Genomic DNA, 19,262 nt, shown 5'->3' on the forward strand with positions numbered 1-19,262 from the left:
ACTGATGGTATGGCTTCACAATCGACACTTACATCGGCTGGTTCTGCTGATAAAATTGGTGCAGTCGTATCGGTTACTGTGATAGTTTGGGTAAATTGCCCACTTGTTCTTCCACAAGCATCTGTAAATGTCCAAGTATTTGTATATGTTCCTATAACAGGACAATTAGTTGTTGAAGCCTCAAAGCTTCCTGATATTTTGGTTATTGTTAAATCACAACTAGCCTCTGGTGTAAGTAATTGTGCCGCTGTTAGGGCATTACTATCGTCACAAGACACTGTTCTATCTAATGAACCAACTGTAATTGTCCAATTAGCCTCGTCAGGTTGGTTAATACTTATCTCATTAGGTAAATTATCTCCTATGCCACAAGAATCAACTGATTTAGAACTTAAAGTAGTTTGTGTGCTATTATTTTCTTCTCCTGCATAAGTTGCTACTAATTGCATTTGAAATTTATCGGAACACATTTCTTCTAGAAAATAACATTGTTCTTTTACTTTCACCTGAAAACTTAAACTATATGGTGTATCTCCTACATCTGTAATTCCATCAATAGCATTAAAGATTAATAATCTAGTTGTCGTATTATAACTATAAGTAACTCCAAAAGGTAACCCTGTTATTGGTTCTATTAAATCTACTTCTTGAGGTATTGTTGTTTCTATTTTTAAGTCTTTTACATTGTCATTACCATTGTTTTCTATATTGACTGAAAAACTAACAGTGTCTTCTACACTACTAGTATTTGTTGAGCTTGATAATATTAATGGCGCTAAATCTGGTTTCCAAACATCAACAGATAAACCTATTAAAAAGAGTCCGTATGTTTCTTGGTTTGATGTTAATCTTATTGTCGCAGAAGTTTGATTGTTAGCTATTATACTGTTTCCTGGATTACTAAGAGCAAATACATCTGCATCAAATCCCAAAGTATTAGTACTAGCTGGATTTCTATCTATAAAATTACTTCCGTTTTTGGCTATTCTACTATTAAAAAAATTGTTTGCATCCCTTAAGCTATATGATAAATCTACCCAATTATTACTGGTGTTTTTTATTTGTAATTTGTCTCCTGATAAATCTCTATCTCCTTCTAAAGCACCTATTACAACATCTACATCTACATTTCCTGTTGGCACTGTTTGAAAACCACTAAATCCAATTTCAAAATTATTAACACTACTTGTAACATGAGCATAACCATCAAAAAGCGATATATTTTTTGCTGGTAAAGTAGGACTCTCATATACAAATACTATTTGCCAACCTCCAGAAGTTCCTGTATTTCCTCCTCCATGTGAAGTCAAACTTCCTTCCTTTGCCCTAATATTAGCTACTTGATACGTTCCATAAGGTGTTGCTAAAGCTTTTACTTCATTTGTAATATCCTTAAAGCAAATATATGGGTCATTAACAAAGTGTCCTACCTCGTCTCTTCCTCTATAAATAACATTATCAGCTGTTATAGTTGTATAACCTAAATTTCCTGGTAATTGCAATTTTACTTTATTGTAATCCCAATTTGGTTCATCTAAAGGGTCGTCTTCCTCTTTATCAGCTGCTGCCCAGTATAAATATGCTTTTTTTATACTTAAACAACTAACTGTTGGCTCTGGATTAGATAAATTTGCACTACTTGAATTGAATGTGCTTGCATCACTATCTATATCAACAAAAACGTTATTACTAAAATCATGGTTTCCATCACTTCCTGTATAGCTTGTTGTTTTATTTCTTGATAAAACATTATTTGCTATTAATGTTACATTTCCTTTAACTGCTTCTGAAAATCTTGGTTGAAACCCCTTTTTTATTTGGGCTTCTAATCTTCCCCCAGCAACGAGAAAAACCACTATAAAAAGTAAAATAAAACTAGTAATTTTTTTCATGTCCTCTAAGTTTTTTTTATAATAACAATCTTATCTAAATAGTCTAATTGTCATTACTCTGATTTGGTGTGTATGTTTTTATAGTAATCTTGCTAGAGGGAGCTATTTTTTGTAATGACACTTGCTCTTGAAGGTCATTTACTAGGAGTTCTATACAATTCCAACTTCCTAATTTGATATTGTATGGTTTAGTTATCTTTAAATAAAGTATTTTACTTCTTTTAGGTAGTACTTTTAATGCTTTTATAATAGGTTTCATTTTTTCATCTAATAATGAATACTCTAATACAGTTTCTATATTTTCTTGATTTTTACAGGGTATACTGTTTATAGAAAAACGATACTCTTTTTCCACTGCGCTATTATTGCTAATTTTTAACTTATGCATGTGTACCCTTTCATAATCTGGTTTTTCACTATAAGAAATTACTGATAGCTCGGTTAAGCCTTGTGACCAAAGACTTAAACCACTAAATAAAAAGAGTAAATACAATAGTTTTTGAATAGTATTTTTTTCCATATTATTTGTTTTATAATTATTATGTTACTAATACAAACAATCAAAGGTTGTATATCTAATCTAAAGTGGGGGTAATTATGGGGCGGGGTAATTAAGAGGTACGCATTTCAGAGTATTGCAATAACACACAAAGAATGCACAATAAGATTTTTCGAGGAAAATAATACTAAATGGGAATAGTATATTTTTTGGGGGGATAATGCTTTTAAATCTAAAAAGCTATTATATGCAAATGTAATACTTATTTTTAGTTTTTTTTTAAAAAAAGTTTTTTTTGTGCGTTTATAAAGAAAAATATCTTCTTTTTATTTTTATAATACTTCTTTTTAAATTAGGTAATTTTGCAATATGGTACAAAACGATGCAATTATTGCTTTAGCAACTCCTGCAGGGGTTGGAGCTATCGCTGTTATTAGAGTTTCAGGAGAAGAATCGATAAAAATTGTAGATTCTTTTTTCACTTCTGTAAAGAAAAATAAATCATTATTAAATCAAAAATCTCACACTTTACATTTAGGCCATATTGTGAATAATGGAGTCATCATTGATCAAGTTTTAGTATCTATTTTTAAAAACCCACACTCTTACACCGGTGAAAATGTGGTAGAAATTTCATGCCATGGATCTAGTTTTATTCAACAAGAAATTATTCAACTTTTTTTACAAAATGGTTGTCGAATGGCTGATAATGGTGAGTTTACTATGCGTGCTTTTTTAAATGGTAAAATGGATTTATCACAAGCCGAAGCTGTGGCTGATGTTATTGCTTCAAACTCTGCTGCTTCTCATCAAATGGCAATTCAACAAATGCGTGGAGGAATTACCAATGAACTGAAAGAATTACGTGCTCAATTGTTGGACTTTGCTGCATTAATTGAGTTAGAGCTCGATTTTTCTGGTGAAGATGTTGAGTTTGCTGATAGAACCAAGTTTAAAGAATTGGTAGCCAAAATATCAGCGGTTTTAAAACGTTTAATAGATTCTTTTGCCTTTGGGAACGCTATGAAAAATGGAATACCTGTAGCTATTATTGGTGAACCAAATGTTGGAAAATCTACTCTATTAAATGCTTTACTTAACGAAGAAAAGGCTATTGTATCTGATATTGCTGGTACAACTCGAGATGCTATTGAAGACGAGCTAATTATTGATGGTGTTGTTTTCCGTTTTATTGATACTGCTGGAATTAGAGAAACTGAAGATGTTGTTGAAAGTATTGGTATAAAAAAGGCTTATGAAAAAGCGGAGAACGCACAACTAATTATTTTCTTGATCGACTCTAATAAATATATACATTCAAAAGAGTTGTTTTTAGAGGAAATTGAAACTATAAAAAAGCGTTTCCCAAACAAACGTTTATTAGTTATTGCTAATAAAATTGATACGCTGTCTTGCCATGACTCCTCTATTTTACAATCAGAAATTGAAAACTTAATTTTACTTTCTGCTAAACAAAATATTGGTGTTGATGAATTAAAACAAGAACTTATTTCATTAGTAAATACTGGTGCTTTGAGTAATAATGAAACCATTGTAACGAACTCTCGCCACTTCGAAGCTCTAACTTTAGCTTTAGAGAGTATCAATTCAGTTAAAAATGGTATAGAATTAGATATTTCTTCTGATTTATTTGCTATTGACATTCGTGAATGTTTACGTCATTTAGGAAATATTACTGGAGAATATGATGTAGATAAAGATATTTTGGGGCATATTTTTGGAAATTTCTGTATCGGGAAGTAAACTCATTTTTTTCAAATTTACAACGGTTTACTACGTTTATAAAACAAATATTACCTCTCTTTCTTTGAATTATAATTTTCTAATTCAATTTTAAGGTTATCTACTTTTTGTTTTGAGCCTGAACGTTTACAATAAAAAAAACAGATAACGTAAAGATATACTTAATGAATTTTATGAAATTTTTATAGCTGATTTACAGCAAAATAACAGAGTTAAATCTAATAAAGTTAATTTAATAGATTCCTACTTATCACTATTTTAAGATTAAATACTTTTTTTAAAAAACAACCTCTCTTCAATGAATAATTTTTAATAAAACCAGACCTAGTTTGTGAGTTTGAATATTACTTTTTAATTTAATAAATAAACAGTAAATTTGTATCCACTAAGTGTAAATTATACATGACTGCAATATTTACATTTCAAAAAAACTTTGCGCAAAAGCTAATTGCTTCGTTGCGCTACCTGCTTGATGATATTTTTTTAAAAAATTCTAAAGAGTTTATTATTTAAGCCCTACCCATTTTAAAGGTAGGGGCAACTTTAGTTTATTTCTATTCATCAATAATTATAAAATAATGACAAAAAACATTATAGTAACCACAGGTATATATGATCTTATAAAAGACCATGTTAGAAGAAAAAAAGTAACCCTTGAAGAAGAAAACCGCTTACTATCTGAACTAAAAGGTGCTAAACAAGTAAGACGAAGAGAACTTCCTGATGATGTAGTGACTGTAAACAGGAGGGTTATGATTTTAGATCATTCAAATCAACAAAAAAAAGAATATATTTTTGTTTCTACAAACAAGACTAGGCTTCAAAAAAGAAAGTTTTCAATCCTTTCAGATATGGCTTTAGCCACTGTTGGCTATAAAGAAGGTGATATTATTGACTGGCCTTTTAAAAAGGGAAATAAAAAAATTGAAATTTTAAAAGTAACTCCTTTCGAGCAGCTTTAAGTTTAAAATTTTATAACCTAAACAAGGAGTTTACTTAAACTCCTTGTAATTACAGCTTCAATTTAGCTTCAAATTTACAATGATTAACTACGTTTATAAAACAGATTTCTATCTACTTACATAGGTTTATAATTTTACAACGAATTATAAACTATAACTAAAAATGGGACTATACGTTACTAGTGGAGCACTCGCTAGCTTTAAAGAGATAGATGAAGAAGCTTTTGAACATTACACTTCTGTTTTCAAAAACATTAATAAGTTACTTGAGTTAGATGGTATTACACCTTATAAAGAACCAGAAGAATTAGAATCTAAACCTCTTGAAGTAGGCGGATTTCCTTATGAATATATTCACCATCTAAGACGTTTCTATGCTTATTGTGCAGAATATGAAGACTGGATTCCTACTCCATTTAGTCCAGACGCCTACCCTTCTGAAGATTCACTTGTAGAAGATCATACATCATTATTAACCTGTCATCTTTTATGTCATTCAGACTCTGATGGATTTTATGTTCCTGTAAAATTTGTTGATATTGTTTTTGCTACAGATGATATTCCTGTTCAAGGCACAATAATTGGATCTTCTTATTCACTGCTCAATGAATTAAAGTATATAGCTAACAAGCTTAACATTCAGCTAGACGAAGAGGGTAAAATTGTAAATATTAACGAAGTTAATAAATCAATTAACGAGGAAAATGATTTTTGGAGAGAAAAGTTAGTTTGGTGTAAATTATTTGAGGTAGCAAACCATAGTATTCGCAACAAAGCTGCTATTATTTTTCATTAAAAAAACTTCAACAACTTAAGAAATAATTAGAAAAATAATCTTTTAAAAACAGTCTACAAGCCCACATAATATAATTATCTTTATTCTGAAAAAAATAAAGATTGGTCTTTATCTTAAAAGGTCATATGGTGTAGTCTGCTTGTCTAATCTTTAACAGTCATAAATACATCTCATGCATGAGAAGAGATATAAGAATACAATCACAAGAAAAAAAATATCAAATTATAGGGAAACTTACGGCTAGTAAAATTATAGACCTTTTTGTTGAAAGTGAAAATGAAGCTTTACAACATGAGTTTCAAGGTAAATTTTATCCAGCTCGTCATTATGATATCAATGCTACCTTAACAAAAGTTTTAAAAGGGATTGAAAAACAAAAAATAATTGATGCCTGTTTTCACTTATCTAGATTAGGTACTATTATAAAAGTAAAAGAAAACAACTATCCTCTTTTTTTAAAAGGAGTTGAAAAAGCATTATCATCAATTGGAAAAGGATATAATATTAATGTTTTAAAACCTAGTAAAGTATTTTTACTTTTTGGTGTTAGCTCTCCTAATAATATAGAAAATCTCTACAATACAAAGTATACCGAGTTTTTAGAAGCTTTAAAATTTACAACCAAGGTTAACTCTTATACCAGCTATCCTAGCTTACGTAAAAGGTTAAAAGCAATAAAATTCTTGGAAAACCCTGTGCTTTTAAAAAGAGCTCAAAAAATGACTCCTTTCTTTAATCAGTTTAATTTTGAAACTGCTGGAGCATTGGTTTTATTATTAATCGATTCTTCTGAAACCTCTAAACAAGTTCTTTTTAAATATCAGAACAAAAACTTACCTAGAGAAACAGTCTGGATTCTTGGTAGTTTTTATAAAGATTTTAAAACTTCCGAAGCAAACAAACTACTCCTTAAAGATTTATATAATAAATATTCTACGGAATGGATTGACGAATATTATAACGCTGTTTACTAATCGTTTTATAAGTATTTTTGCTAGATGGATTCACTCACACAAATTGTTCTTGGGGCAGCCGTTGGAGAAGCTGTATTAGGTAAAAAAGTCGGAAACAAAGCAATGCTTTATGGAGCTATCGCAGGTACTATACCTGATTTAGATGTGTACATTGGTAAATTATTTGATACAGTTACAGCACTTGAAATACACAGAGGTTTTACACACTCTATATTTTTTGCAATTGTTTTCGGGTGGATTTTTGGTTGGCTGATCTCTTTATATGAAAAAAATGCCTCCACTAAAGAGTGGGCGCAACTTATGTTTTGGGGATTTTTAACACATCCTATTCTCGATGCACATACTACTTGGGGAACTCAGCTTTTTTGGCCTCTTGATATACGGTTAGCTTTTAAAAATATATTTGTTATTGATCCTTTATACACATTGCCTTTCTTAGTATTTCTACTAATGGCAATGTTTCAACGTAAAGGGACAGCAAAAAGAACAAAGTATAACAATTTAGGACTAATTATTAGTAGTTCTTACATGGCAATAACTCTTGTTATTAAAGGAGTCACTTATACTAAATTTTCACATGCTTTAGAAGAACAAGGGATTTCTTATAAAGAAATAGAAACCAAACCAACGCCTTTTAACACCATTTTATGGTCAGCAAATGTAGAAACAGATGATGCTTATCTAATAGGTTATTATTCTTTTTTTGATACTAAACCAATTGAATTTTATTCCTACCCTAAAAATCATCATTTACTAAACGATTATAAAAATAATGTTTCAGTAAAACGACTTATTAAAATTACCAAAGGTTGGTATACAATTTCAGAAAAGAATAATTTAATTTATTTAAATGACCTTCGCTTCGGATTGTTAAGCGTAGCTCCTAATTTTCAACAATTTGCTTTTAGTTTTGAAATAGCTGAAAAACATAATAAAATTGTTATAAATGAAGTACCTAGAGATCGTGAAGAAGCAAAACAATTATTAAAAGATCTTTGGATTAGAATTCAAGGAAATTAATTGAGTAATCGCTATGTATATCGTAAATTTGTAGTTCCATTATAAAGCAGGATTACTCAGGTTTGAGACAGAAATATTTTCACTTTTTTTCAATCATTTTTTTAGTTTTTACTCAATTAGCATTTATTACTGCATTGCTGCTAGAACATAAAAACGTTTTTATAGTACTATCATTAACAACACTTTTTACCATACTTATAGTTTATAATTATATAAAATTCTTTAAAGTTAAAGAGATTGACTTTGAACCTTTTTATGTTATGGTATTTGTTATAATTGGTGCACTACTTACTAGTTATTTATATCTCTTTACTAATTTGAGTTCTGTTTTGGCTGCTGCTTTAATAGGAACTCTCGCTTCATTCTTACCTAACTTAAATAAAAAATCAGAGGTTTTACAAAATATTCCTAACGCAATGTATTGTGGTTGCTTTGTAGGAATGTCTCAAAAACATATTGCAATTGATTATAGCTTTATAATTATTGCAGGTAGTATAGCGGGTATTTTTTATATGTTTTCTAAAAACCTTTTTCTAGGAGTTGGTGGCAAATTAGGTACTGTAGCTTTTGGTAGTGTAGTTATATCATCTCTATTACTTTTAATTCTCTCCTAATGCTTACTGTTTTACCAATTTACTTAACGAGCATATTTGGAGCTTTTTTAACTTTTATAGTCAGCACAAAGTACAAACAAGGACCTGTAAGAGCTTCTGCCTTACTAACTCTTGTAGTTTCTGGTTTACTCTATCTTTTTCCTGAAATATTTCCTCAAAACTTAACCCAACAAATCCCTTGGATATTTTTTGGAGCTTCTTTTGTTGGTATGACCTCTAGCAAACTTACCCGCAACTATACTTCAATTATTTTCGCTGGAATTGTTTTTGGTTTTATTTATACGGTTAGCCCTATTTTCTTCAATGGTTATGGGGGAGCATTAGGAACTGCCGCTTGTATTTCTATCTTAGTTGTTATTGGAGTAAATAATCTTATCAGACTTTCAAAAGCTTCAAAAAAGAAAAAAAACCTACTTAAAAAAGTTGTTCTCAAAAACTAATCTTTTTTATAGCTTTAACTCTTCAAATTAAATACAAAATCATTTAACCTACTACAATCTCCTTTATTTTTTTCTTAACTTTATACCTCTAAGATTATAGAAAAAATAATGGACAACAAACCAAAAAAACAAACTGATAAGCAACCTTCTGCTGAGCCTCCTTACAAACTATTAAGCTTAAGAACTGGTAAACCAAAAGATTGGGCTGCAGGAATTCCTGGAGTTATAAACGCTATAAAGAGTTTAATAAATGATAAAGCTTTGGTTAGAGGAGGAAAAGCTTTGGTTAAAATGAATCAATTTGATGGTTTTGATTGCCCAAGTTGTGGTTGGCCCGATCCTGATGATGAGCGATCACCTATTGCTGAATATTGTGAAAATGGTGCAAAAGCTATAGCTGAAGAGGCTACCAGTAAAAGAATTACTGCAGATTTTTTTAAACAAAATTCTATTTATGAGCTTTCTCAATTAACTGATTATGAAATTGGACATCTAGGTAGACTTTCTGAGCCTATGTACCTCCCTAAAAATGGTACACATTATGAACCTATTAGCTGGGACAATGCTTTTACAAAAATTGCCGAACACTTAAATCAGTTAGAGTCTCCAGATAATGCAGCATTTTACACTTCTGGAAGAACAAGTAATGAAGCTTCTTTTGTATATCAACTTTTTGTACGTGAATTTGGAACAAACAACTTCCCTGATTGTTCTAACATGTGTCACGAAACCTCTGGTTTCACCTTAGCCTCAGTTACAGGTATAGGAAAAGGAACTGCTACTTTAAAAGACTTCTACGATACCGATATCATTATGATTATTGGTCAAAATCCAGGAACGAACTCACCAAGAATGTTAAGTGCTTTAGAAAAAGGAAAAAAGAATGGAGCTAAAATTATTGCTGTTAACCCTCTTCCCGAAGCTGGTTTAATGGGTTTCCGAGATCCCCAAAAAATAAGTGGTATTTTAGGAAAAGGCATCCAACTTGCCGATTTACATCTTCCTGTTAAAATTAATGGAGATTTAGCATTGTTAAAAGCTATCGAACACTTACTATTACATTTTGAAAAAGAAACCCCAGGTAAAGTTTTTGATCAAGAATTTATCAAAAAGAAAACAGTTGGTTATGAAAATTTAATTAAGCAAATTGAAAATTATGACATAGATAAACTAGCAAGTGCATCTGGTGTTTTAAAAGAAGATATTCAAAAAGCTGCTAAAATGCTAACCCATAAAAACCGAATTATTATTTGCTGGGGAATGGGACTTACACAACAACCTAACGGGGTTGATATTTTAAAGGAAGTCCTAAACTTATTATTCCTAAAGGGAAGTATTGGTAAGCCTGGATCAGGTTCTTGCCCTGTACGTGGACATAGTAATGTACAAGGAAATAGAACGATGCTTATTAACCACAGTCCTTCCGTAGAGCAGCTTGATAAATTACAAGAAGTTTTCGGCTTTAATCCGCCAAGAAATAATGGTTATGATGTTGTAAATACCATAAAGGCGATGAATGATGGAAAGGTTAAAGTACACTTTAGCATGGGCGGAAACTTCTTATCTGCAACTCCTGATACCACCTATACCGCAAACGGAATAAGACAACTTGATTTGTCTGTTTCTGTTTCTACTAAGTTAAACCGAACCCATTTGATTCACGGAAAAGAGGCTTTAATTTTACCTACTATTTCTAAAAGTGAAATTGATAAGGTTAACGATGAGCATCAGTATACGAGTGCTGAAAATGCAATGGGAATTGTAGAGTGGTCTAAAGGAGTATTAAAACCTATATCTAACAAACTTATCAACGAAACACATATTGTGTGTCGTATGGCAAAAGCTACTTTAGGAAACAAAAGTGTTGTTGATTGGGATCGTTATATGAATAGTTATGATGCTGTGAGAGATGATATTGAAAAATGTATTCCTGGTTTTGACAACTACAATGTTCGTGTAAAACAAAAAGGCGGATTTTACTTACCTAATGCAGCACGTGAAGGAAACTTTAAGACAAAAGAGTTTGGAAACCGTGTTCCTTTTTCTATAACAACATTACCCGAAAACAGACTAGCTGATGATGAATATCTAATGGCTACTGTCAGAACACACGATCAATTCAATACTACTATTTATGGATTAGATGATCGCTATCGCGGAGTTTATAATGAACGTCGTGTAATTTTTATGAACAAAAAAGATATTAAAAAAGCAGGACTTACATCTGGTGATAAGGTAGATTTATACAATTATGATAATGATACAGAGCGTATCGCTCCGCTATTTATTATTGTTGAGTATCCCATTCCTGAGAAAAATACAGTTACCTATTTCCCTGAAACTAATGTGTTGGTATCAATTCACAATACCGTAAAAGGAAGTAATATGCCTGCTTCAAAGCATATTAAAATTAAAATCAAAAAACACACCCCAGCTCTTCTTGCCCAATAAAAGTCGTTACTTATTATAAACTATCTTATTTTTGCTTCCATATTTGAAGATTAAATGACAGTAAAAGATTTAGTAGGAGTATACAATATTATCGGTAGTAATCAAGATGAAAGTGAAAAGACATATAAAGGAACTCTTTCTTTAACTCTTGATAAAAACAATAGAATTGTTGCCAAATGGCTTATTAATAATGAACAAGAACAGTTTGGAACAGGTTTCTTTAAAAATAATATTCTTATTATTAATTTTAATTACACTAGTGATTATAACACTGTTTACAAAGGTGTTGCTGTATACTCTTGTCTTTCTAAAGATATTTTAGATGGATTTTGGTCTGAAAAACACGGAAATCCCTTCTTTCTTGGAGAAGAACGTTGTTTTAGAGTACAGAATCAAACCGAACTAATCAATTAATAAGTATGCAATGTCCGTGTAGTCCTAATAAAAATTATAGTGATTGCTGCCAAAAAGCACATCAAAACATTCATTCAGTTACCTCAGCTGAAGCTTTAATGCGTTCAAGATATAGCGCTTTTGTGATAGCTAATATTGATTACCTACAAAAAAGTCACCACAGTAGTACCAGACCTTCTAAGCGAGAAAAGAAAGAGATTTTAGCATGGACAAAAGCTGTGAATTGGTTAAAATTAGAAGTTTTAAATACTACCGATACCACTGTTGAGTTCAAAGCTTTTTTTATGGAAAATGGTACTATAGATGTAATTCACGAAAACTCTGTTTTTTGCAAAGAAAATGACCATTGGGTGTATCTTGATAAAAAATAAGGCAGTTAAACGTCATTCCAAACGCTACTGAAATCAAAATATTTTTTGATTGAAAGTATATTGCGAAGCAATCAAGGAGGAATCTCATATAAATGAGAAACAAATATTCAAAAGATTTCTCCCTTCAATCGAAAAGACATAATTTAAAACTACCTTATTAATAATTACACTAAAAACTCAAATAAATTAGGTTTATCATTCAGGTATTCACCGTAAAAACTTCGTTCTTTCATTCTATGAATTAACGGTTGTAAATCTTCTTTTTTCTCCAACTCTATTCCTACAACTGCAGATCCATTTTCTCTATTGGTCTTTTTAGAATATTCGAAAAAAGTGATGTCGTCATTCTCTCCTAATACCTCAGCGACAAATTCTTTTAAAGCTCCAGCACGTTGCGGAAAACGTACAATAAAATAGTGCTTAAATCCACCATATAACAAGGCTCTTTCCTTAATTTCAGCAGTACGAGTTATATCATTATTACTTCCACTTATAACACATACTACATTTTTACCTTTTAAATCTTCCTTGTAAAAATCTAATGCACTTAAGGTTAATGCCCCTGCGGGCTCCACTACAATAGCTTCTTTGTTGTACATCTCTAAAATCGTCTGACATACTTTTCCTTCTGGAGCAGTAAGCATATCCGATAAGTTTTCCTGACAAATTTTGTAGGTTAACTCTCCTACTTGCTGAACAGCTGCACCATCTACAAACTTATCAATACTATCAAGTTTAATATTATTATTTTCTTCTAAAGATCTTTTCATAGAAGGTGCTCCAGCAGGCTCTACTCCAATAATTTTGGTGCTCGGAGATAATAACTTAAAAACACTTGATAAACCAGAGGCTAACCCACCACCACCAACAGGTACAAAAACATAGTCTATAGGTTGCTCTGATTGCTCTAAAATTTCTAAGCCTACCGTTGCCTGTCCTTCAATAATTTTTTCATCGTCAAACGGATGCACAAATGTTTTTTGTAAACTATCACATAAAAATTTTGCTGCTTTATAGGCATCGTCAAACGTATCTCCTATCAATCGAATTTCTACAAAATCGCCCCCAAACATTTTTACTTGTTCTATCTTTTGTTTTGGTGTTGGTGCTGGCATATAAATAGTACCATAAATTTCTTTTTTTCTACACGCTAACGCAACGCCTTGTGCATGATTTCCTGCGCTAGCACACACAATTCCATTCACTAACTCCTCTTCTGTTAAAGAATTAATTTTGTTATAGGCTCCTCTAATTTTGTACGAACGAACTTGTTGTAAATCTTCTCTTTTTAAAAAAATAGTTGCATTAAACTGTTGCGATAAATTAAAATTTTCTTGCAGCGGAGTAACTGCCACGACCTCTTGTAAAGTCGTAGCAGCTTGCTGTATATCTTCTAATTTAGGAAAATAAGTTTCTTTTTGAACCTCCATAATATATTACGCTAAAGCAGGTTCTTCTTGGCTAACACTTGTTCTGATTACTTTCATAGCAGTCATTGCCTCACGTAGCTCTGCTCCTACTTCTTCAATAGGATGGTTGCGAATTGCTTTATTTACTTTAATTAGTTCAAGGTTATCTACTTCATTAGAAGTACTGTACTCTTTTCCGATAACATCTGTACTTAACGACTTCATAAAATCAGTTAACAATGGCTTTGCAGCATGATCGAACAGATAACATCCATATTCGGCAGTATCAGAAATAATTCTGTTCATTTCAAATAACTTTTTACGTGCTACCGTATTTGCAATTAATGGTAGTTCATGTAGCGATTCGTAGTATGCCGATGCTGAAATAATTCCTGATTTCACCATTGTTTCGAATGCTAACTCAACTCCAGCCTTTACAAAAGCTACTAACAAAGTTCCTTTATCAAAATAGGTCTGTTCTGAAACTTCTTCAGAAGTAGCTGCTGTTTTTTCAAACTGAGTTTCTCCTGTAGCAGCTCGCCATGTCAATAAATTCACATCGTCGCTTGCCCAATCTTCCATCATCGTTTTTGAAAAATGACCAGACATAATATCATCCATATGTTTGTTAAACAATGGAGCTAATACTTCTTTTAATTCTTCGGAAAGTTGGTAAGCTTTTAGTTTTGCTGGGTTTGATAAGCGATCCATCATATTGGTAATCCCTCCATGCTTCAGAGCTTCGGTAATAGTTTCCCATCCATATTGAATTAATTTAGAAGCATATGCTGGTTCAATACCTTTTTCTACCATTTTGTTGAACGATAAGATTGACCCTGTTTGTAACACACCACATAAAATAGTTTGCTCCCCCATTAAGTCTGATTTTACCTCAGCAACAAACGACGATTCCAATACTCCTGCTTTATGACCTCCTGTAGCATACGCATAAGCTTTTGCTTGAGCCAACCCTTTGTTTTCTGGGTCATTTTCAGGGTGTACTGCTATTAATGTAGGTACTCCAAAACCTCTTAAATATTCTTCTCTTACTTCTGTTCCAGGGCACTTAGGTGCTACCATAATTACAGTTAAATCTTTACGCACTTGCATGCCCTCTTCAACAATATTAAATCCGTGAGAATACGATAGGGTTGCTCCAGATTTCATTAATGGCATCACTGCCTTTACTACTTGCGTATGTTGTTTATCTGGGGTTAAGTTACATACCAAATCGGCTGTTGGAATCAATTCTTCGTAAGTTCCTACTACAAAACCATGTTCAGTTGCATTTTTATACGATTGACGCTGTTCTTTAATCGCTGCTTCTCGCAATGCGTATGAAATATCTAACCCAGAATCGCGCATGTTTAATCCTTGGTTTAATCCTTGTGCTCCACATCCTACAATTACCACTTTTTTACCTTCTAATGCTGATATACCGTCTGAAAACTCATCAGCATTCATAAATCTACATTTTCCTAATTGTTCTAATTGTTCTCTTAATGATAATTGGTTGAAATAATTTTTCATTTTTATTTGTGTTGTTTATGCTTTTATTAATTGTAATAGTTTTGATACTGGCATTTCTTCTTTAGTAATCGCTATCCTTCCTGAGCGAACAAATTGCTTAATACCATGTTTGTCTAAAATATGATAGAGTTCTTCCACCTCTTCTTTACTTCCTGACTTTTCAAGAACAAAAAAGTTTTTGTTTACATTAATGACTCTTGATTTACTTTGGTTAATAATCGTTTGAATATCGTCGTTATCAGTCAATAAGTCTGTACTCAGTTTAAACAAACACGATTCTTGATATACTGTTTCTTCGTCGGTATGATAAAAAGCTTTGATTACTTCTACTTGTTTTTCTATCTGACCTATGATTTTTTTGATTTGTTCTTCAGTAACTTTTACCAAAAGTGTAAATCTGGATACACTTTTTATCTCTGATTTAGACACGTTGACACTTTCTATATTCAAATGTCTTCGTTGAAATATTGCTGATATTCTATTCAACAACCCAATATTATTCTCTGTATATATTGAGATTGTATAAGTGTTTTTTGTGCTCATATTATATTATTTTAATCGAACTTCTGATACTGATGCTCCTGTTGGAATCATTGGAAATACATTGCCTTCTTTTTCTACACAAACCTCTAAAAAGTAAGCTTCTTTACTTCGCATCATTTCTTGTACAGCATTGGCTAACTCTTCACGTTTTGTAACCCTATTCGCAGCCATATGATAGCCTTTGGCAATTGCTACAAAATCAGGATTGGTCATTACCGTAGAAGCATAACGCTTGTCAAAAAACAACTGTTGCCACTGACGTACCATACCCAAAAATTCATTATTTAGTACTACAATTTTAACAGCTGCTTTAGTTTGTAAAATTGTTCCAAGTTCTTGTATAGTCATCTGGTAACCACCGTCGCCAATTACAGCAACTACTTCGCGTTCTGGAGTACCCATTTTAGCACCAATAGCAGCAGGTAATGCAAACCCCATGGTTCCTAACCCACCTGAAGTAATACTACTTTTTGATTGATTGAACTCGGCATAACGACTCGCTATCATTTGATGCTGTCCTACATCAGTTACTACAATGGCTTTTCCTTTTGAAGCTTCATTTATTTGTTTGATAACTTCTCCCATGGTTAATCCTTCTTTCGTTGGAAACAGGTCGTTCTTGATTACTTTATCAAACTCTACCGCATCTAAATTTCTAAACTCTTGTAGCCACTCTTTGTGTGAGTTTTCTTGTAACAGCGAAAGTGATGCTGCCAAAGTTTCTTTTACATTCCCTAAAACAGCTACGTCTGTCTTTACATTTTTATCAACTTCCGCAGGGTCTATTTCAAAATGTACCACTTTAGCTTGTTTTGCATAACGGCTTAAATCCCCAGTAACACGGTCGTCAAAACGCATTCCGATAGCTATTAACACATCACACTCATTAGTCAATTTATTCGGACTGTAATTACCGTGCATTCCTACCATTCCCACATGTAACGGATGTTTGGTTGGTAAAGCAGATAAGCCTAACAAAGTACTTGCTGAAGGAATTTCTGCTTTTTCTATAAAAGCTTTAAATTCTTCTTCTGCTTCTCCTAGTATTACTCCTTGTCCCCAAATTACAAATGGTTTTTCTGCTTTATTAATTAACTCTACAGCTGCTTTTACACTTTCTATATCCATCTCTGGAACAGGTCGATAACTACGAACCGAAGTGCATTTTTTATAAGAAAAATCAAATTCTTCAAACTGTGCGTTTTTGGTAATATCGACCAAAACAGGACCTGGTCTTCCTGAACGAGCAATGTAAAATGCTTTCGCCATCACTTCAGGAATTTCACTTGCTTTGGTTATCTGATAATTCCACTTTGTTACTGGAGTTGAAATACCCACGATATCCGTTTCTTGAAAAGCGTCAGAACCTAATAAATGTGCTCCTACTTGTCCAGTGATACATACCATTGGCGTAGAATCTATCTGCGCATCGGCAATACCAGTAATTAAGTTGGTTGCTCCTGGACCTGAAGTTGCTATTGCCACTCCAACCTTACCTGTAGCTCTTGCATACCCTTGTGCTGCATGCGTGGCTCCTTGCTCATGGCGTGTTAATACATGGTGTAATTTGTCTTGGTATTTATACAACTCATCATATACAGGCATGATGGCTCCTCCTGGATACCCATACAATAAATCGACTCCTTCTTCTAATAAACATTTAACTACAGCTTCTGCACCTGTAATGGTTACTTTCTGTGTTGTTTCTTGTTCTCTTTGTTGTTGTGTTTTTGTTTCCATAAACTCAGCTTTATGCTTTTAGCTTTTAGCTATATGCTTAGTTATTTTATTAAATTTTTAACGCTACTATGTGTAGTCTTGAATCTTAATTCTCTGTCTTTATCTAAAAATTAAACACCTTTAAGCAAGCCTCAAGAAATTTATCTTCTGGCTATCGCCCTGCGATTAAAATTCGTCGGTTACACATCCGTTAGAAGCAGATGCTACGGTTTTTGCGTATTTGTATAATACTCCTCTTTTTACTTTTAAAGGTGGAGCTTTCCATTCTTGTTTTCTCTTTCTTAATTCATCTTCAGAAATTTCTACATTAATTGTATTTGTTTCTGCGTTAATGGTTATAGTATCTCCATCTTTTACCAAAGCGATTACACCACCTTCTTGTGCTTCTGGTGTAATATGCCCTACCACAAAACCATGCGTACCTCCTGAAAAACGACCATCGGTAATTAGAGCAACCTCTTTACCTAACCCTACTCCCATAATTGCGGCTGTGGGTTTTAGCATTTCTGGCATTCCAGGGCCTCCTTTTGGACCTTCATAACGAATTACAACAACATCACCTTTTACTACTTTTCCATCTCGAATTCCGTCATTTGCTGCATATTCTCCTTCAAAAACTTTTGCTCTTCCTGAAAAATATAAACCTTCTTTTCCTGTTATTTTTGCTACAGAACCTTCTTTAGCTAAATTTCCGTAGAGCATTCGTAAATGCCCTGTAGCTTTTATTGGGTTTTCGGTTGACTTGATTACTTCCTGTCCTTCCATTAAACTTGGAACTACTTCTAAGTTTTCTGCTACTGTTTTTCCTGTTACGGTTAAACAATCACCATGTAACAATCCTTTTTCTAGTAAGTATTTTAAAACTGCTGGTGTTCCTCCTACTTTATGCACATCTTCCATCAAGTATTTTCCACTAGGTTTTAAATCGGCTAAAAATGGAGTTTCATCAGAAATGCGTTGAAAATCTTCTAACGTAAATTGTACATCCGCTGCTTTGGCAATCGCTAAAAAGTGTAATACAGCATTCGTAGAACCTCCCATAACAGTTACTAACCGTACCGCATTTTCTAAGGATTTTTTTGTTACGATATCTGAAGGTTTGATATCTTTTTCTAGTAATACACGTAGTGCTTCACCTGTCTTAACGCATTCTTGTTCTTTATCATTACTAATTGCAGGATTCGATGAATTATAAGGTAAACTCATACCCAAAGCCTCAATAGCTGATGCCATAGTATTTGCAGTATACATTCCTCCACAAGCGCCTGCTCCTGGACATGCTTTTTCAATGACACTTTGATATTCTTTTTTAGTAATCGTTTCTGCAACTTTCTCACCCCATGCTTCAAAAGCCGATACTACATCTAACTTTTTTCCTTCATGACATCCAGAAGCGATAGTTCCTCCATACACTAAAACTGAAGGACGGTTTAAACGCAACATTGCCATTAATGCTCCTGGCATGTTTTTGTCACATCCCACAACGGTTACTAGTCCGTCATAAGACATCGCTTGCACTACGGTTTCCATAGAATCAGCAATTACATCACGAGACGGCAATGAATAACGCATTCCTGGGGTTCCCATAGAAATTCCATCAGAAACGCCGATGGTATTAAATATCAACCCAACTAAATCAGCTTTTTCAGTTCCTTCTTTTACCAATTTTGCTAAATCATTTAGGTGCATATTGCATGGGTTTCCTTCGTATCCTGTACTTGCTATTCCTACTAACGGTTTTTCTAAATCTGCTTTTGATAAGCCTATAGCATGCAACATTGCTTGCGCTGCTGGCTGCGTGTCGTCTTGAGTTACTTGTTTACTAAATTTGTTTAATTCCATG

Annotated in this window: 16 protein-coding genes and 1 pseudogene; 10 read left to right on the forward strand and 7 right to left on the reverse strand. The window is 32.8% G+C overall.

The window, feature by feature from the left end; translation table 11 throughout:
• Both Q4517_RS05620 and Q4517_RS05625 read right to left on the reverse strand, forming a co-directional pair.
• Window positions 1-1,892, reverse strand: a pseudogene (locus Q4517_RS05620) (hypothetical protein); the annotation flags it as partial.
• A 43-nt stretch (window positions 1,893-1,935) separates the two neighbouring features.
• Window positions 1,936-2,412 (reverse strand): hypothetical protein, encoded by a 477-nt coding sequence (locus tag Q4517_RS05625; protein ID WP_303507187.1) that lies wholly within the window; start codon window positions 2,410-2,412, stop codon window positions 1,936-1,938.
• Window positions 2,413-2,760: 348 nt separating this feature from the next.
• Between Q4517_RS05625 and mnmE the strand changes: the two genes are divergently transcribed.
• The 10 genes from mnmE to Q4517_RS05675 all read left to right on the forward strand — a co-directional run bounded on the left by mnmE (window position 2,761) and on the right by Q4517_RS05675 (window position 12,197).
• Window positions 2,761-4,155, forward strand: a complete 1,395-nt coding sequence (gene mnmE, locus Q4517_RS05630) for a tRNA uridine-5-carboxymethylaminomethyl(34) synthesis GTPase MnmE (protein ID WP_303507189.1) — start codon at window positions 2,761-2,763, stop codon at window positions 4,153-4,155.
• 578 nt (window positions 4,156-4,733) lie between these two features.
• Window positions 4,734-5,117: a GreA/GreB family elongation factor gene (locus Q4517_RS05635; protein WP_303507192.1), complete on the forward strand. Its 384-nt coding sequence runs from the start codon at window positions 4,734-4,736 to the stop codon at window positions 5,115-5,117.
• Between the two features lie 163 nt (window positions 5,118-5,280).
• Complete coding sequence (locus Q4517_RS05640) at window positions 5,281-5,913, forward strand: hypothetical protein (RefSeq protein ID WP_303507194.1); 633 nt, start codon at window positions 5,281-5,283, stop codon at window positions 5,911-5,913.
• Between the two features lie 176 nt (window positions 5,914-6,089).
• Window positions 6,090-6,887 (forward strand): hypothetical protein, encoded by a 798-nt coding sequence (locus Q4517_RS05645; RefSeq protein WP_303507197.1) that lies wholly within the window; start codon window positions 6,090-6,092, stop codon window positions 6,885-6,887.
• Between the two features lie 24 nt (window positions 6,888-6,911).
• The gene (locus Q4517_RS05650; protein ID WP_303507199.1) at window positions 6,912-7,907 is read left to right on the forward strand and encodes a metal-dependent hydrolase; all 996 of its coding nucleotides are present in this window, start codon (window positions 6,912-6,914) and stop codon (window positions 7,905-7,907) included.
• 260 nt (window positions 7,908-8,167) lie between these two features.
• Entirely contained in the window at window positions 8,168-8,521 is a 354-nt protein-coding gene (locus tag Q4517_RS05655; RefSeq protein WP_303507201.1) for a hypothetical protein, read from the forward strand.
• On the forward strand, window positions 8,521-8,961 hold the full coding sequence (locus Q4517_RS05660; RefSeq protein ID WP_303507204.1) for a hypothetical protein: 441 nt from the start codon (window positions 8,521-8,523) through the stop codon (window positions 8,959-8,961). The genes Q4517_RS05655 and Q4517_RS05660 overlap by 1 nt, the downstream gene beginning before the upstream one ends.
• A gap of 108 nt (window positions 8,962-9,069) precedes the next feature.
• Entirely contained in the window at window positions 9,070-11,412 is a 2,343-nt protein-coding gene (locus tag Q4517_RS05665) for an FdhF/YdeP family oxidoreductase (RefSeq protein ID WP_303507206.1), read from the forward strand.
• Window positions 11,413-11,466: 54 nt separating this feature from the next.
• Window positions 11,467-11,826: a hypothetical protein gene (locus Q4517_RS05670; RefSeq protein ID WP_303507208.1), complete on the forward strand. Its 360-nt coding sequence runs from the start codon at window positions 11,467-11,469 to the stop codon at window positions 11,824-11,826.
• Between the two features lie 5 nt (window positions 11,827-11,831).
• Window positions 11,832-12,197, forward strand: coding sequence for a YchJ family protein (locus Q4517_RS05675; protein WP_303507210.1), 366 nt, complete (start codon window positions 11,832-11,834; stop codon window positions 12,195-12,197).
• Window positions 12,198-12,361: 164 nt separating this feature from the next.
• Here the strand turns inward: Q4517_RS05675 and ilvA are convergent, their stop codons facing one another.
• From ilvA to ilvD, 5 genes are all read right to left on the reverse strand, one after another.
• Window positions 12,362-13,627, reverse strand: a complete 1,266-nt coding sequence (ilvA, locus tag Q4517_RS05680; protein ID WP_303507212.1) for a threonine ammonia-lyase IlvA — start codon at window positions 13,625-13,627, stop codon at window positions 12,362-12,364.
• A 6-nt stretch (window positions 13,628-13,633) separates the two neighbouring features.
• Window positions 13,634-15,136 (reverse strand): ketol-acid reductoisomerase, encoded by a 1,503-nt coding sequence (gene ilvC, locus Q4517_RS05685; protein WP_303507214.1) that lies wholly within the window; start codon window positions 15,134-15,136, stop codon window positions 13,634-13,636.
• A gap of 15 nt (window positions 15,137-15,151) precedes the next feature.
• Entirely contained in the window at window positions 15,152-15,679 is a 528-nt protein-coding gene (gene ilvN, locus Q4517_RS05690) for an acetolactate synthase small subunit (protein WP_303507216.1), read from the reverse strand.
• A gap of 6 nt (window positions 15,680-15,685) precedes the next feature.
• Window positions 15,686-17,419 (reverse strand): biosynthetic-type acetolactate synthase large subunit, encoded by a 1,734-nt coding sequence (ilvB, locus tag Q4517_RS05695; RefSeq protein WP_303507218.1) that lies wholly within the window; start codon window positions 17,417-17,419, stop codon window positions 15,686-15,688.
• A 165-nt stretch (window positions 17,420-17,584) separates the two neighbouring features.
• The gene (gene ilvD, locus Q4517_RS05700) at window positions 17,585-19,261 is read right to left on the reverse strand and encodes a dihydroxy-acid dehydratase (protein ID WP_303507221.1); all 1,677 of its coding nucleotides are present in this window, start codon (window positions 19,259-19,261) and stop codon (window positions 17,585-17,587) included.
• Between the last annotated feature and the right edge of the window lies 1 nt (window position 19,262).

Source organism: Tenacibaculum sp. 1_MG-2023, assembly GCF_030547425.1.
Taxonomy (GTDB): domain Bacteria; phylum Bacteroidota; class Bacteroidia; order Flavobacteriales; family Flavobacteriaceae; genus Polaribacter.